Origin of the sequence: Synechococcus sp. N26 (assembly GCF_900473975.1) — a bacterium.
GTDB lineage: Bacteria > Cyanobacteriota > Cyanobacteriia > PCC-6307 > Cyanobiaceae > Parasynechococcus.
The window spans coordinates 164,649-180,022 of record NZ_UCNM01000006.1; the positions used below are offsets into that span (position 1 = coordinate 164,649).

Annotated in this window: 13 protein-coding genes; 5 read left to right on the plus strand and 8 right to left on the minus strand. The window is 63.8% G+C overall.

Annotated elements, in window-relative coordinates:
* Positions 1 to 8: 8 nt before the first annotated feature.
* The 7 genes from infB to DXY33_RS04205 form a co-directional block, all read right to left on the minus strand.
* On the minus strand, positions 9 to 3,329 hold the full coding sequence (infB, locus tag DXY33_RS04175; protein WP_115131856.1) for a translation initiation factor IF-2: 3,321 nt from the start codon (positions 3,327 to 3,329) through the stop codon (positions 9 to 11).
* A gap of 69 nt (positions 3,330 to 3,398) precedes the next feature.
* Positions 3,399 to 3,677, minus strand: a complete 279-nt coding sequence (locus tag DXY33_RS04180) for a YlxR family protein (RefSeq protein ID WP_115131857.1) — start codon at positions 3,675 to 3,677, stop codon at positions 3,399 to 3,401.
* A complete protein-coding gene (gene nusA / locus DXY33_RS04185; RefSeq protein WP_115131858.1) occupies positions 3,674 to 5,125 on the minus strand; it encodes a transcription termination factor NusA in 1,452 nt (483 codons plus the stop codon). Before nusA ends, DXY33_RS04180 begins: the two co-directional genes overlap by 4 nt.
* A gap of 54 nt (positions 5,126 to 5,179) precedes the next feature.
* On the minus strand, positions 5,180 to 5,647 hold the full coding sequence (gene rimP, locus DXY33_RS04190) for a ribosome maturation factor RimP (RefSeq protein WP_115131859.1): 468 nt from the start codon (positions 5,645 to 5,647) through the stop codon (positions 5,180 to 5,182).
* Positions 5,648 to 5,757: 110 nt separating this feature from the next.
* Entirely contained in the window at positions 5,758 to 6,015 is a 258-nt protein-coding gene (locus tag DXY33_RS04195; RefSeq protein ID WP_115131921.1) for a hypothetical protein, read from the minus strand.
* Positions 6,016 to 6,073: 58 nt separating this feature from the next.
* A complete protein-coding gene (locus tag DXY33_RS04200; RefSeq protein ID WP_115131922.1) occupies positions 6,074 to 6,532 on the minus strand; it encodes a hypothetical protein in 459 nt (152 codons plus the stop codon).
* Between the two features lie 11 nt (positions 6,533 to 6,543).
* Complete coding sequence (locus tag DXY33_RS04205; protein ID WP_371634553.1) at positions 6,544 to 7,005, minus strand: hypothetical protein; 462 nt, start codon at positions 7,003 to 7,005, stop codon at positions 6,544 to 6,546.
* Positions 7,006 to 7,395: 390 nt separating this feature from the next.
* Here DXY33_RS04205 and DXY33_RS04210 point away from each other — a divergent pair, with 390 nt between their 5' ends.
* Together DXY33_RS04210 and rpiA are read left to right on the plus strand one after the other, a co-directional pair.
* A complete protein-coding gene (locus DXY33_RS04210) occupies positions 7,396 to 8,460 on the plus strand; it encodes a trypsin-like peptidase domain-containing protein (RefSeq protein WP_115131923.1) in 1,065 nt (354 codons plus the stop codon).
* 38 nt (positions 8,461 to 8,498) lie between these two features.
* Positions 8,499 to 9,218: a ribose-5-phosphate isomerase RpiA gene (gene rpiA, locus DXY33_RS04215; protein WP_115131861.1), complete on the plus strand. Its 720-nt coding sequence runs from the start codon at positions 8,499 to 8,501 to the stop codon at positions 9,216 to 9,218.
* On the opposite strand, the gene hisD is transcribed toward rpiA, so the two are convergent.
* On the minus strand, positions 9,211 to 10,518 hold the full coding sequence (hisD, locus tag DXY33_RS04220; RefSeq protein ID WP_115131862.1) for a histidinol dehydrogenase: 1,308 nt from the start codon (positions 10,516 to 10,518) through the stop codon (positions 9,211 to 9,213). The genes rpiA and hisD overlap by 8 nt on opposite strands.
* 108 nt (positions 10,519 to 10,626) lie before the next feature.
* On the opposite strand from hisD, the gene rpsT reads away from it, so the two are divergent.
* From rpsT to rpoB, 3 genes are all read left to right on the plus strand, one after another.
* Entirely contained in the window at positions 10,627 to 10,923 is a 297-nt protein-coding gene (gene rpsT / locus DXY33_RS04225; RefSeq protein ID WP_011365018.1) for a 30S ribosomal protein S20, read from the plus strand.
* A gap of 48 nt (positions 10,924 to 10,971) precedes the next feature.
* Positions 10,972 to 11,760, plus strand: coding sequence for a TatD family hydrolase (locus tag DXY33_RS04230; protein ID WP_115131863.1), 789 nt, complete (start codon positions 10,972 to 10,974; stop codon positions 11,758 to 11,760).
* Between the two features lie 281 nt (positions 11,761 to 12,041).
* Entirely contained in the window at positions 12,042 to 15,335 is a 3,294-nt protein-coding gene (gene rpoB, locus DXY33_RS04235; RefSeq protein ID WP_038553495.1) for a DNA-directed RNA polymerase subunit beta, read from the plus strand.
* Positions 15,336 to 15,374: the final 39 nt, after the last annotated feature.

The following is a 15,374-nucleotide window of genomic DNA, read 5'->3' on the forward strand; positions in this document are numbered from 1 at the left end:
TTGCGGGGTCAGGTGGTGAGTTTGCGGCGTTGGGTGACCATCTTGAAGGCTTCAATGCGATCGCCCTCTTCCCAGTTGGCGAACCGATCGGTGCCGACACCGCATTCGAAGCCCGTGGCCACTTCCTTGACGTCGTCCTTGTTGCGACGCAGGGAGTCGAGGTCGCCCTCGTAGACCACCTGTTTTCCGCGGTGCACCCGCACCCGGCAGTTGCGATGCAGCTTGCCGGTGGTGACATAACAGCCAGCAACGGCGCTCTTGCCGATGGTGAAGACGGCGCGCACCTCGGCTTCGCCCAGGGCTTCTTCCACCAGTTCCGGCTCCAGCAGACCTTCCATCGCCAACTGGATGTCTTCCAGCAGCTTGTAGATCACGTCGTAGTCGCGCACATCCACCCCGGTGGCATCCGCCGCTTTCTTGGCGCCGGAGGCCATGGAAGTGTTGAAGCCCACGATCACCGCGCCGGAGGCGGCGGCAAGGTCGACGTCAGTTTCGGTGATCTCGCCAGGTGCCGACAGCAGCACCCGCACCTGAACCTCATCCTTGGGCAGCTGCTCGAGCGATCCGAGGATGGCTTCCACGGAGCCTTGAACGTCGGCCTTGAGAATCAGGTTGAGTTCCTTCAGCTCACCGTCATTGGCCTGGCCGGACATGGCCGTGAGCGAGACGCGTCGTGACGCCATCTGCTGAGCAAGACGGGTGGCGCGGGCATCGGAGGCGCGATCGCCCACCACGGCCCGGGCCGATTTCTCGTCGGGGTACACCTCGAACTCGTCACCGGCGGTGGGCACCTCGCTGAAGCCCAGGGCCTCCACAGCAAAGGAGGGGCCCGCTTCCTTGAGGCGTTGACGGTTGTCGTCCACCATGGCGCGGACCTTGCCCAGCACCGGACCAGCGGCGACGACGTCGCCGGTCTTGAGGGTGCCGTTCTGCACCAGCAGGGTGGCCACAGGGCCTTTGGCCTTGTCGAGGTGGGCCTCGATCACGGTGCCGCGGGCCAGACGATCCGGGTTGGCCTGGAGGTCTTCGACTTCGGTGACCAGCAGCAGCATCTCCAGCAGCTTGTCGATGTTTTCGCCCTTGATGGCGCTCACCGGCACCATCACCACATCGCCGCCCCAGTCTTCCGCCAGCAGGTTCTGCTCAGACAGCTCCTGCTTTACCCGCTCGGGCGATGAGCCTTCCTTGTCGATCTTGTTGATCGCCACCACGATCGGCACTTCAGCGGCCCGGGCGTGGCTGATGGCTTCCAGGGTCTGGGGGCGGACGCCGTCATCAGCAGCCACCACCAGTACAGCCACGTCGGTCACCTTGGTGCCGCGGGCTCGCATGGCCGTGAAGGCTTCGTGGCCCGGAGTGTCCAGGAAGGTGAGCTTGCGCTGCTCGTTGTTGTGCTCGATCTCAACCTGATACGCACCGATGTGCTGGGTGATGCCGCCGGCCTCACCCGCAGCGACGCGGGCCTGACGGATGGCATCCAGCAGGCTGGTTTTGCCGTGGTCGACGTGGCCCATGACGGTGACCACGGGCGGACGTCGGATCAGGTGAGCCTTGTCGGCCTCTTCAATCATTTCGACGGTCTTCTTGGCCGCCTCCTCCACGTCGTCCTGCAGCACCGGCACGCCGAATTCGTCGGCAACGGCCTCGATCGTGGGCATGTCCAGGGTCTGGGTGACCGTGGCGATGATCCCTTTGAAGAACAGGGATTTGATGATCTCTGAGCTTTCGACGCTCAGCATGTCCGCCAGTTCTTGCACCGTGAGGTTGTCCTCCGGCACCACGATCATTTCGGGACGCACCTGCTTGGCTTCCCGAGCTGCCCGCAGCTCCATGGCACGCCGGCGCTGACGCTGGCGGGCGGTTTCCTTCTTGCGCTTGCGCATCGCCGCCACCGGCTTGGGTGCGGTGCGCTGCTGCGACTTGGGCTTGGCGGGACGAGCCAGGCTCGCCGAGAGAACCATGTTCTCCTGTTCGCCGGCGAAGCCGCCGGTCTGTGCCGCCAGGGAATCATCGTTTTCACCGATGATATGCACCTTCTGGCGCTGCTTCTGCGGCGAGCGGCTGCGCAGAGCATCGAGCCGTGCGCTGTCATCCCAGTCGGGACGGCCAGGCCGCCGCTGGCCACCAGGGCCACCCGGACGGAAGCTGGGACGGCGGGGCGCTGAGGGGGCATTCGGACGAGCCACGGGCTGGGTGGCCGTTCCTGCACCTGCACCGGCTTTGGTGGGTGCATCCGGACGGCGGGGTGCCGGCGCTGCTGGCCTGCCGCCAGGCTTCTGCAGCTGCATGAGCTCACCGGGAGCCACCGGTTTGCGCATTCCAGCAGGCATGCCGGGACGTCCAGGAGCTCCCGGGCGGGTGGGTGCACCAGGACGGCCGCTACCTGTACTACTGCCGTCGCGACGAATCGGCTTGCCGACCAGTTCCAGGGTGTTGCCGCTGCGGGGAGGCATCCCGGGGCGACCCTGTCGGGTGGGGGCTCCTGGGCGGCTTGGACTGCCCTGGCGTTGAGGCACGCCAGTGCCTGCCGGACGGCGGGGCACGGGTTTGCCCACCAGTTCAGGCCTCGGAGTGGGCCGTGAGGGTGCACCAGGCTTTGTGGGGGCACCGGCCCGGGTGGGTGCGCCGGGCCTAGATGGAGCGCCTGCGCGGATGATCTGTGGCTTGGGCTGCCCCTGGCCAGGGGTGGGTCGTGCTGGACTTCCAGCCCCTGCAGGTCGCGGCGTCGGGCGAGCCGGTGTGGGTCGCGGCGTGGGTGCCGTGGGTTTGGCAGCAGCCTTGGGCTTGCTCACCAGTTCCGGTTTTCCTGCAGCCGGCTTGCTGACAACCTGCGGCTTAGCCGCGGCAGGTCGTGGAACGGGTTTTGCCGCCGTCGGCCGCGCCGGGGCTGCGGGGGGTTTCTGAGGAGCGGCGGGCCGCGCCGGTGCTGCTGAGGCTTTCACCGGTGCAGCCGCTGGCTTGCTGATGACCGGTTTGGGCGTGGCCGCTGCGGGAGGCTTCGGGGCCGCCTGCGGTTTGGCGACCACGGGCTTGGCGACCGGTTTGCTCACCGTTGGGGCGGGCTTGCTTGGCGCGGCGGGGGCCGCTTTCTTCACCGAGAGGATGGCCTTGCCAGATGCGGGCTTGGCAGGGGCCGCGCCAGCGGGTTTCGCACCATTCCCGCCTTTGCCGAGGAGCGAACGGATCTTTCCGGCTTCAGCGTCACTGATCGAGCTGCTGTGGCTCTTCGCAGCGATCGACAGCTTTTCAGCCGCATCCAGCACGTCCTTGTTCTCAAGGCCGAGGTCCTTGGAAAGCTCGTAAATTCTGACTTTGCCGCTGCTGGTCATTCAGTTCGGGTCTCCGATCGGTCCGGGCATGGAATGCCGCGGTGGCCTCGCACAAGGTGGGGCCAATGTTCAGTCTGCCTCAGCGGATTCACCAACGCTTTGGTTAAGCCGCTGTTTCAACACCGCAAGCACTGTTTCGGGCACCTGACAACGCAGGGCTTTCTGCAGACGCTTGTGACGGGTCGCCTCCTCAAGGCAGTTCTCCTCGCGGCAGAGATAGGCCGAACGGCCCATCCCCTTATCGAGGAGAACTCCGTCCTGATGGTCGCGGATCACCCTCCAGAGTTGGCGGCGATCCAAGAGCTGGCGGCAGGCCACGCAGCGACGCAGGACGGGGCGGTCACTCACCGGACCTGCTCCTGATCGGGCTCGGCATCGGCCTCAGCCGCTGCGCCCGTTGTTTCAGCCTCGGCCTCGAACTCGGGTTCGCTGCCTGCTTCCACCTCAGCGGGCTCCTCCTCAGAGAACTCCTGCTCGGCCTGCTCCTCGCCGTACTCCTCTTCGTCTTCGGGCAGCGGATACAGCTCACGTAGGCGTGCATCCTCTTCCGCCCGAGCGGCCTGTTCGGCGGCCAGTCGTTCTTCGGCTTGCTGCTGGAGGGCTTCCTCCTCCTCCCGCTGGGAGATCAGCTCTGCCACCACGGCATCCTCTGCCTCTTGGTCGTATTCGGTGGAGTTCTTGATGTCGATCTTCCAGCCGGTGAGTCGGGCGGCCAAACGAACGTTTTGGCCTTCGCGGCCGATGGCCAGGCTCAGCTGATCGGGGGGCACCAGCACATGGGCGTGCTGGCCCACGGGATCCACCAGGCGCACCATTTCCACCCGAGCGGGGCTGAGGGAGTTGGCGATGTACTGGCCCGGATCCTGCGACCAGCGGATCACGTCGATTTTTTCTCCACGCAGTTCGTTCACCACCTGCTGAATGCGGGAGCCGCGGGCGCCGATGCAGGCGCCGACGGGATCCACCTCGCGTTCGTTGCTGTCGACGGCCACCTTGGTGCGGGGGCCCACGGAACGGGAGGGGGGATTGGCCTCACGGGCAACGGCCACGATCCGAACGGACCCTTCCTGAATTTCGGGAACTTCGTTCTCGAACAGGTAGACCACCAAACCGGCATTGGAGCGGCTGACAAACAGCTGTGGTCCCCGGCGGGGCACTTCGCTCACCTCTTTCAGGAACACCTTGAAGGTGGCGTTGGCGCGGTAGTTGTCGTTGGGCAGTTGATCGCGCCGGGGGAGTTCGGCCTCCACTTCCGGACGGCCCAGGCCTGAGCTGACCGCCATGATCACCGACTGGCGCTCGAAGCGGATCACCCGGGCCGTCAGCACCGGATCCTCCAGATCAGCGAATTCCTCCTGGATCATGCGGCGCTGCTGATCCCGTAGCTTCTGGGCCAGCACCTGCTTGGTGGTGGCGGCGGCCATCCGGCCGAAGTCCTCTTTCTCTGGGGTGACATCCAGCACCACCGTGTCGCCCACCTGGGCGTCATCGGCCACCTGCATCACCTCGGCGATCGCGATCTGGTGATCTTCGCTCTCCACCTCATCAACAATGATCTTGCTGGCGAGAACTCGGTAGCCCTCCTCCTCAAGGTCGAGGCCAACGTCAAAGTTGCTGAAGTACTCCTCATCAAAGGGGTCTTCGCTGATGCCGATGTACAGGGTGCGCCGGTAGCGCTCATAGCCCTTCAGCAGGGCCTCCCGCAGGGCCGCCTCCACCACCTGGGGCGGCAGCTTCTTCTCTTCGCTGATGTCGTCGATCAGGTTGCTGAGACCGGGAAGCAGGACGAGAGCCATCGCGTTGGGTTAGGGGAAAAGAAAGAAGCGGTTGCAGGGGTGTGAACGCTGGGTTCAGCTGCCTGGACTCGTGAGGCGGACACCGATCACGCAATCCCGGGGAATCCGTTTGATTCGTCCGCGAATGTTGATCTGCAGCGTGTCGGCGTCGCGTTCGAGCAAGAGGCCCTCCAGGCGTTGCTCGCTGTCGTCCTTGTCGCGGTGATGAATCTCCACGGGGAACCCACGGAAGGTTTCAAAGTCGCGATCGCTGGACAGCTGGTCGCCGATGCCGGGACTGCTGATCTCCAGAACATACGCGTCAGTGAGCAGGGTGGAGGCCTCAAGAGCATCCCCCAGCACGCCACTGAAACCGGCGCAGTCATCAAGGCTCACATCCGCTCCACTGCTGTGGCGGATCTGCACTTCCAGGGTCATCGGGCTCATGTGGGTGAGCAGCTGAATGCCGCAAAGGGCAAAGCCTTTGCTGGCGGCCAGATCGGTGACCAGCGTTTCGAGATCCGGAAGCAGAGGATGAGGCAACGCGAACTGAGGGCGGACGTCGGCCCGACGTGCATTTCAGTTGTGACCGATCTCCCGCAGGGAGATGCCCGTCGGACACACCTTCAATGTACGGGACCGTCTGCCCGCCGTCAGCTGTTGCCCAGATCGATGGCCGGTGCATCGGGAAAGGCGTCGCCCGGCTGTTCAGCGCCGCGCCCGTCGGAATCCTGATTGATGCAGAGGCGTCGACGCTCCGGATCTGTCACGTACTGGCAGACGCGGCTCCAGAGTTTGCTGCGGCTGCCCTGGGGGCCATTGCTGAACGTCACCACATCGGAAAGGCCAGGGCGGTCTTCGATCACGACCTGGCAGAGCTCACAGCGTTGTGAAGCGGCGGATTCGCTCAAGAGTGAAGCCCACAAAACGGGCTGACCTTAAGCAGTGGATTCAAGAGCCGTTGTGCGATCAGTGGCAGCCCTGAACGGAAATGCGGTAACTGAATCCAGTGGCCTGTGGATCCTTATTGGCGCCGATCCTGAAATTCACCTGGCTGATGCTCTTGCCCAGCTCCTGCTGGAAGGGGCCGAACATCCGGCCGGTGCCCACGGGCGGCTGCAGTTGTTCATCGGCCACCTTGCGGTTGCTGCCGTCGCTGAATTTGAGGAAAGCTTGAATGGGGTAGCTGCTGGGATCGCTGGAGTCAGCGGTGAAAAACAGCTTGAAACTGCGGTAGGGCTGATCCACAACGAAATCCGTGTTCCAGTTGGTGCGGCCGATGGCTTTGCCGATCAATCCCTTGGGACGCTCCACCTTTTTCACAATCGGGTCGCCGCCGCCCACTGGCGTGAGGAATCTGCAGGCGCCCTGGGCCTGAATAGGAAGCAGCAGCAGGCCCAGGGCCGGCAGAACAGCAATGGAGCGCATCGGGGATTTGATCAATTGGATGTGAAAGACGTCAGGGGAGGACCTTCTTCAAAGCGCTCCAACAGCACTTGCGTCGGGATCTGAGTGCCGAAGTGGCAGGCGTTGGTTTCGCTGGAGGCGAGGGTGCCGTGTTCCCAGAATTTGTTGCTGCCGTTGCCCCCGCCGCAGAGGCCGAAGTACTCGCAGCTCTTGTGGCAGGTATCCACGCCGCTGGTCCTGTCAGTCATGAGCCGACGGAACTGCTTGGTGTGGGTGGATTCCACCAGCGACAGATCCTTGAGATTGCCGAGGTTGAAGCTGCCGTAGCGGTCGCTGGCCATCAGCAGACGGGTGCCACCGATGTCGAAGGGAAGGCTGTAAGTGACCTGTGTGGAGCGGCCCCAGGTGAAGGCCACGCCGCAGGCGATGTCGGCTTTGCCGGTGATCACGGCGCCGCGGTCGTCGTTCACCGACTTGGCCACCCGGTAGTCCACCTTGCGGCGCTTGGCCTGGATCCGGATCTGTTCAAGAACGTCAACCCCGAGGCCTTCGTAGCCGGCATCTGTTTTTTGATACAGCGGCTTGACCTCCTAAAAGATCACCGCCTTGAGCGTTGTGCTCTCCGCGGAGGCTTGAGGGGTGAGGGCAACCGGGCCAGCCAGGGCAAGCAGAGCTGCCGCTGAAGCCAGAAGTGCACGCATGCGAAAACTGCGTTTGCTGGTTTGTTCGCTGGAATGTCCAAGCTCGACCGCGCATCGCAATGGAGGTTCTGAGATTGCAATCGATTTGGACCAGGGCCCGTTTCTCCGGCTGGATCCGATAAAAAGAAGGCAATGAGAGGTCTTGTGTTGCGGTACGCCCTGCGTCAACTCCTGGCCGTTCTGATGGCCGTAGCGGTTCTGGTCGGTGAAGGCGACTCAGCGCAGGCCCTGGAGCACAGCTTTGTGGCCGATGCCGTTCAGCGGGTGGCGCCGGCGGTTGTTCGGATCGACACCGAGCGCACTGTGGAACGTCAGCCGTTTGACCCCACGCTGCTTGATCCCCTGCTGCGGGACCTGCTGGGGAACCCTCCGGCAGGTCCGGAGCGGGAACGGGGGCAAGGTTCTGGTGTGGTGATCGATGCCAAGGGCCTTGTGCTCACCAATGCCCATGTGGTGGATCGGGTGGAGTCCGTCAGCGTCACCCTGGCCGACGGGGAACAGCGGGATGGACGGGTGGTGGGCACCGATGCGGTGACAGACCTGGCCCTGGTGCGTCTCGAGGGCGATCAACTGCCGCCACGGGCTCCCCTTGGTGATTCGGAAGCCATGCAGGTGGGCGATTGGGCGATCGCCCTCGGCACCCCGTTCGGATTGGAACGCACGGTGACCCTGGGCATCGTCAGCAGCCTGCACCGCAACATCAACAGCCTTGGCTTCGCCGACAAACGGCTGGAACTGATTCAGACCGACGCCGCCATCAACCCGGGCAATTCCGGTGGGCCGTTGGTGAACGGCCATGGCCAGGTGATTGGCATCAACACCTTGGTGCGGTCGGGCCCTGGGGCCGGCCTCGGTTTTGCCATCCCGATCAACCTGGCCCGCCGGGTGGCTGATCAGCTCCAGAAGCAGGGTGAAGTGGTGCACCCCTACATCGGTCTGCAACTGGTGGCCCTCACACCGCGCATCGCGCGCGAGCACAACAAGGACCCCAATGCCCTTGTGCAGCTGCCGGAACGCAGCGGTGCCCTGGTGCAAGCCGTGCTGCCCGATGGCCCGGCTGAAAAAGCAGGACTGCGCCGCGGCGATCTGTTGATCACGGTGGATGAGCGCGACATTGCCGATCCTCAGGCGCTGCTCGAGGTGGTGGATGCCGCCGCCATTGATGTTCCTCTGCCTCTGAAAGTGCTGCGGGCCGGCCGCGAGCTCACCCTGTCCGTCAAACCGGAGCCCCTGCCTGGGATGGCCTGAAACCCCTTGCTACGGTCGCGCCCAAAGTACGTGACCCGATGGCTGATTTACAGACCCAGATGAAGCAGGCGGTGGCTGATGCCGCCGTGGAACAGATCAAGGACGGCATGGTGCTGGGCCTGGGTTCAGGCTCCACCGCCGCCCTGATGATTCAGGGCCTGGGGGCCAAGCTCGCCAGCGGAGAACTCAAAGACATCGTCGGTGTCACCACGTCCTTCCAAGGAGAGGTGCTGGCCGCTGAGCTCAACATTCCCCTGCTCAGCCTCAACGCCGTCAGCCGGATTGATCTGGCCATCGATGGTGCCGACGAAGTCGACCCTGGCTTCCAATTGATCAAGGGTGGTGGCGCCTGCCACGTGCAGGAGAAACTCGTGGCGGCACGGGCGGATCGGTTTGTGGTGGTGGTGGACTCCACCAAACTGGTGGACCGTCTCAACCTCGGCTTTCTGCTGCCGGTGGAAGTGCTTCCCTGGGCCTGGCGCCAGGTGAAGCAGCAGCTGGAAGCCCTCGGGGGCAGCGCTGAGCTGCGCATGGCCCAGCGCAAGGCCGGCCCTGTGGTTACCGATCAGGGCAACCTGATTCTGGACGCCAAGCTCAACGGTGGCATTAGCGATCCAGTGGCCCTGGAGCAGACGATCAACAACATTCCCGGTGTGCTGGAGAACGGCCTGTTCGTCAACATCACCGATGAGGTGCTGGTCGGCGAGATCACCGATGGTGTTGCCGGTGTCCGCAGCCTGGAAAAGCGCCTCAGCTGAGGCGCCGCCGCACCGATTCAGCGTGGCTGTGCAGGCCTTCACTGGTGGCCAGCTCCTGCACAGCTGAACCCGTTGCTTCCAGGGCAGCCCGGTTGAAACCGATCAGCGAGGTGTGGCGCATGAAGGTCTCAACACTCAGGGCCCCGCTGAAGCGTGCGGCTCCACAGGTGGGCAATGTGTGGTTCGGGCCTGCCAGGTAATCCCCCACTGCTTCTGGAGACCAGGGGCCCAGGAAAATGGCGCCGGCGTTCTGAATGCGATCCGCCAGGGGTTCGGGCCGCTCCACTAGCAGCTCCAGGTGTTCTGGGGCGAAGCTGTCGCTCAGGCGGGCACAGCTCTCGAGGTCGCCGCAGACCACCACCAGCCCCCAGTCCCGCAGAGCGGCTTCGCAGATCTCCTGGCGGGGGTGATCGGCCAGCTGTTCGGCCACTGCGGCGTTGATCCCGTCGGCCAGTGCAGGGTCGGTGGTAATCAGCACCGCCGCCGCCAGGGGGTCGTGCTCCGCCTGCGCCAACAGATCCGCTGCCACCTGATCGGGCTTGGCGGAGTGGTCTGCGATCACCAGCACTTCGCTTGGTCCCGCCAGGGAATCGATGGCCACCTGGCCGTACACCGCCTGTTTCGCAAGGGTGACGTAGAGGTTTCCGGGGCCACTGATCACGTCCACCTTGGGCACGCTCTCGCTGCCGTAGGCCATGGCGGCAACAGCCTGAGCACCTCCGAGGCGGAACACCGTTTTCACGCCGGCCAGGTGGGCCGCTGCCAGCACCACGGGGTTCACCGCACCATCACGTCCGGCGGGGGAACAGATCACCACGTCTTTGACGCCGGCGACCCGGGCTGGCACCGCATTCATCAGCACGGTGCTGGGGTAAGCCGCCCGTCCTCCGGGCACGTAGAGACCTGCCCGCTCCACCGGCCGCCAGCGCCGCCCAAGCTGTTCGCCGTGGGGGCCCGTCACCGCCAGATCGGCGGGACGTTGGCGTTGGTGGAAGTCGGTGATGCGGCGATGGGCCAGCTCCAGGGCATCCCGCAGGTTGGTCGGCAGCGACGTCCAGGCCTGTTCGAGGGCTTCGGGGGACACCGCCATTGGTTCGGGCCGGAAGCCATCGAACCGTTCGGTGAAGTCGGCAATGGCGGCATCACCGCGGTCGCGCACCGCTTTGAGAATGGCTTCAACCCGCTCACGGGCTTCACCCTGCTGGGTTTGTGTGGTGCGGCTCGACAACCGTTTCAGCTCCGTCTGGGCCCGGTCCAGATCCCGCACGATGCGAAGGGGAGCAACGGCCGGCTGGCTCACAGACAAAGGAACAGTGGGAGAGTTCGGTCAAGTTAGGACTCCACAACCCAGGGAAGGGGGTCCTGTCAAGGAGTAAGGTGCTGGATTGTTCGCAACGTTGAAGCCTCAGTGGCCAATAACAAGTCAGCCAAGAAGCGGATTGAGATTGCTGAGCGCAACCGTCTGCGCAACCGCACCTACAAGTCGTCGATGCGCACCCTGATGAAGCGCTGCTTCGCCGCTTGTGACGCCTACAGCGCCACCCCTGGTGATGAAGCCAAGGCCAGCGTGCAGACCTCCATGCGTGCCGCCTTCAGCAAGATCGACAAGGCCGTGAAGGTGGGTGTGCTGCACCGCAACAACGGTGCCAACCAGAAGTCCCGCCTCAGTGCGGCCGTGCGCAAGGTGCTCGAGCCCGCCAGCTGATTCGGTTTCAACCGGCAGAATGGGCCGAAAGCGCGTTTCGGCCCAGCTGTGTCCCCCACCCCGACGTTGATTGACAGCCACTGTCACATCGTCTTCCGCAACTTTGACGACGACCTCGATGAGGTGGCCTCACGCTGGCGTGAGGCTGGGGTTGGTGCACTGCTGCATGCCTGCGTCGAACCCTCCGAAATCCCGGCGATCCGCGCCCTGGCGGATCGATTCCCGGAAATGCGCTATTCCGTCGGCGTCCATCCATTGGACACCGAGCATTGGCGGGATGACACGGTGGTGGTACTGCGCCGGTCAGCCCTGGAAGACGATCGGGTGGTCGCCATCGGCGAACTCGGCCTCGATCTCTTCCGAGACAAGAATCTCGAGGAGCAGCTTGCTGTGCTGCGCCCTCAATTGGACCTGGCGGTGGAGTTGAACCTGCCGGTGATCATTCACTGCCGGGATGCCGCCGAGCCGATGCTGGAGGAACTGCGGGCCCGCAAGGCGCAGGGCCGTTGCCCCGGAGGGGTGATGCATTGCTGGGGCGGCACCCCCGATGAAATGCACCAGTTCCTGGAGCTCGGTTTCTACATCAGCTTCAGCGGCACCGTCACCTTCCCCAAGGCAGAGCCCACCCACGACTGCGCCCGTCAGGTGCCGGAGGATCGTTTCCTGGTGGAAACCGATTGCCCTTTCCTTGCCCCTGTGCCCCGCCGCGGCAAGCGCAATGAGCCGGCCTTCGTGGCGTCCGTTGCCACGCGGGTTGCTGAGCTGCGCGGCGTGGATCTCGACAGCGTGGCCTGCAGCAGCACCGCCAACGCCCGGCGTTTGTTCGGACTCCCTTAACCGGAGTTTCAAGGGTGTCGAGTCCATATGTAAGATGTTGTATTGGCCTGGCCATGCGCAGGATTCCGTCTTGTGTGTGGTGCCTGAAGCGTCCATTTCCTTCCGGTGCACTTGTCGTCGTCAGCTGATCTGACCCGCGATTTCTGAACAGCAGCAGCGGCGCTGTCGGTTCCTTCCTGGAAACCGTCGGTGCCGCTGTTGTGTCTAATCGTCCTGTCAGGTGAGCTTCTGCCGCCAATCCAGTCCTCCCCAGTCCCTTCGTCCTCTCTGCCGGTCCCCGCATGAGCAGCAGCGCGATTCAGGTCGCCAAGACCGCCACCTACCTCCCTGATCTGGTGGAGGTGCAGCGGGCCAGCTTTAAGTGGTTTTTGGATCAAGGTCTGATCGAGGAGCTGGAAAGCTTCTCTCCGATCACGGATTACACCGGCAAGCTGGAGCTGCACTTCATCGGTAGCGAGTACCGCCTGAAGCGCCCCCGCCACGATGTGGAAGAGGCCAAGCGCCGTGATGCGACCTTCGCGTCACAGATGTATGTGACCTGCCGCCTGGTCAACAAGGAGACCGGTGAGATCAAGGAGCAGGAGGTCTTCATCGGCGAACTGCCGCTGATGACCGAGCGCGGCACCTTCATCATCAACGGCGCTGAGCGCGTGATCGTGAACCAGATCGTGCGCAGCCCCGGTGTCTATTTCAAGGATGAAATGGACAAGAACGGCCGGCGCACCTACAACGCCAGCGTCATCCCCAACCGGGGTGCCTGGCTGAAGTTTGAGACAGATAAGAACGACCTGCTCCACGTTCGTGTGGACAAGACCCGCAAGATCAACGCGCACGTGCTCATGCGTGCCATGGGTCTGTCTGACAACGACGTGCTCGACAAGCTGCGTCACCCCGAGTTCTACAAGAAGTCGATTGATGCCGCCAACGACGAGGGCATCAGTTCGGAAGACCAAGCGCTGCTTGAGCTCTACAAGAAACTCCGTCCGGGTGAACCCCCCTCAGTGAGTGGCGGTCAGCAGCTGCTGCAGACCCGTTTCTTCGATCCCAAGCGCTACGACCTCGGTCGGGTCGGCCGCTACAAGATCAACAAGAAGCTGCGCCTCACCATCCCCGACACGGTGCGCACCCTCACCCATGAGGACGTGCTCTCCACCCTCGATTACCTGATCAACCTGGAACTGGATGTCGGCGGCGCCAGCCTCGACGACATCGATCACCTCGGCAACCGCCGAGTGCGTTCCGTGGGCGAACTCCTGCAGAACCAGGTTCGGGTCGGTCTGAACCGTCTTGAGCGGATCATCAAGGAACGGATGACCGTCGGCGAAACCGATTCGCTGACCCCGGCCCAGTTGGTGAACCCCAAGCCCCTGGTGGCGGCGATCAAGGAGTTCTTCGGCTCCAGCCAGCTGAGCCAGTTCATGGACCAGACCAACCCTCTGGCTGAGCTCACCCACAAGCGCCGCATCTCGGCCCTTGGACCCGGCGGTCTCACCCGTGAGCGTGCCGGCTTCGCCGTCCGCGACATTCATCCCTCCCACTACGGCCGTCTCTGCCCGATTGAGACGCCGGAAGGCCCCAACGCCGGTCTGATCAACTCCCTGGCCACCCACGCCCGGGTCAACGAATACGGCTTCATCGAAACGCCTTTCTGGAAGGTGGAGAACGGTGTCGTTCTGAAGGACGGCGATCCGATCTACCTGTCTGCCGACCGGGAAGACGAAGTGCGCGTCGCCCCTGGTGACGTGGCCACCGAGGACGACGGCCGGATCTCGGCGGATCTGATTCCTGTGCGTTACCGCCAGGACTTCGAGAAAGTCCCCCCTGAGCAGGTCGACTACGTCGCTCTGTCACCGGTGCAGGTGATCTCCGTGGCAACGTCCCTGATCCCCTTCCTGGAGCACGACGACGCCAACCGCGCCCTGATGGGCTCCAACATGCAGCGTCAGGCTGTGCCGTTGCTGCGTCCTGAGCGTGCCCTGGTGGGCACCGGCCTGGAAACCCAGGTGGCCCGCGACTCCGGCATGGTCCCGATCTCCCGGGTGAATGGCACCGTGACCTATGTGGATGCCAACGCCATCGTTGTTCAGGACGAGGACGGCAACGACCACACCCACTTCCTGCAGAAGTATCAGCGCTCCAACCAGGACACCTGCCTGAACCAGCGCCCGATCGTCCGCTGCGGCGATCCGGTGATCGTCGGCCAGGTGATGGCGGATGGTTCCGCCTGTGAAGGCGGTGAGATCGCTCTGGGTCAGAACGTTCTGATCGCTTACATGCCCTGGGAGGGTTACAACTACGAGGACGCGCTGCTGGTCAGCGAGCGTCTGGTTACCGACGACCTCTACACCTCGGTTCACATCGAGAAGTACGAGATCGAAGCACGTCAGACCAAGCTCGGACCTGAAGAGATCACCCGCGAAATTCCCAACGTCGCGGAGGAAAGCCTTGGCAACCTCGACGAGATGGGCATCATCCGCGTGGGCGCTTTCGTTGAAAGCGGCGACATCCTTGTGGGCAAGGTGACGCCCAAGGGCGAATCCGATCAGCCGCCGGAAGAGAAGCTGCTGCGCGCGATCTTCGGTGAGAAGGCGCGCGACGTGCGCGACAACTCCCTGCGGGTGCCCGGCACCGAGCGTGGCCGCGTTGTGGATGTGCGCATCTACACCCGTGAACAGGGTGATGAGCTGCCCCCCGGCGCCAACATGGTGGTGCGGGTGTATGTGGCCCAGCGCCGCAAGATCCAGGTCGGCGACAAGATGGCTGGCCGCCACGGCAACAAGGGCATCATCAGCCGCATCCTTCCTCGGGAGGACATGCCCTATCTGCCCGACGGCACCCCGGTCGACATCGTGCTCAACCCCCTGGGTGTGCCGAGCCGGATGAATGTGGGTCAGGTGTTCGAGCTGCTGATGGGTTGGGCCGCGTCCAACCTGGATTGCCGCGTGCGCATCGTTCCCTTCGATGAGATGCACGGTGCTGAGAAGTCCCAGCAGACCGTCGAGACCTTCCTCAAGGAAGCCGCCAAGCAGCCCGGCAAGGGTTGGGTGTACGACCCTGAGGATCCCGGCAAGCTGCAGCTGAGGGATGGCCGCACCGGTCTGCCCTTCGATCAGCCCGTGGCCGTGGGTTACTCCCACTTCCTCAAGCTGGTTCACCTGGTGGACGACAAGATTCACGCCCGTTCCACCGGCCCCTACTCCCTGGTCACCCAGCAGCCCCTGGGCGGTAAGGCACAGCAAGGTGGTCAGCGCCTGGGTGAGATGGAGGTGTGGGCCCTCGAGGCCTATGGCGCCGCATACACCCTGCAGGAACTTCTCACGGTCAAGTCCGACGACATGCAGGGCCGCAACGAGGCCCTCAACGCCATCGTCAAGGGCAAGCCGATTCCCCGCCCGGGTACACCGGAATCCTTCAAGGTGCTGATGCGCGAGCTTCAGTCCCTGGGTCTGGACATCGCCGTCTACACCGACGAAGGCAAGGAAGTGGATCTGATGCAGGACGTGAACCCACGTCGCAGCACCCCCAGCAGGCCCACCTACGAATCCCTCGGCGTCGCGGATTACGACGAGGACTGACGGATCAACGAACGAACCGATTCCCCGCTCCTTCTTCCT

Coding starts and splice junctions, on each gene's coding strand:
- DXY33_RS04200 (WP_115131922.1), bottom strand. CDS start 6,532: ATGCGCTCCATTGCTGTTCTGCCGGCCCTGGGCCTGCTGCTGCTTCCT.
- rpoB (WP_038553495.1), top strand. CDS start 12,042: ATGAGCAGCAGCGCGATTCAGGTCGCCAAGACCGCCACCTACCTCCCT.
- infB (WP_115131856.1), bottom strand. CDS start 3,329: ATGACCAGCAGCGGCAAAGTCAGAATTTACGAGCTTTCCAAGGACCTC.
- DXY33_RS04210 (WP_115131923.1), top strand. CDS start 7,396: ATGGCCGTAGCGGTTCTGGTCGGTGAAGGCGACTCAGCGCAGGCCCTG.
- rpiA (WP_115131861.1), top strand. CDS start 8,499: ATGGCTGATTTACAGACCCAGATGAAGCAGGCGGTGGCTGATGCCGCC.
- nusA (WP_115131858.1), bottom strand. CDS start 5,125: ATGGCTCTCGTCCTGCTTCCCGGTCTCAGCAACCTGATCGACGACATC.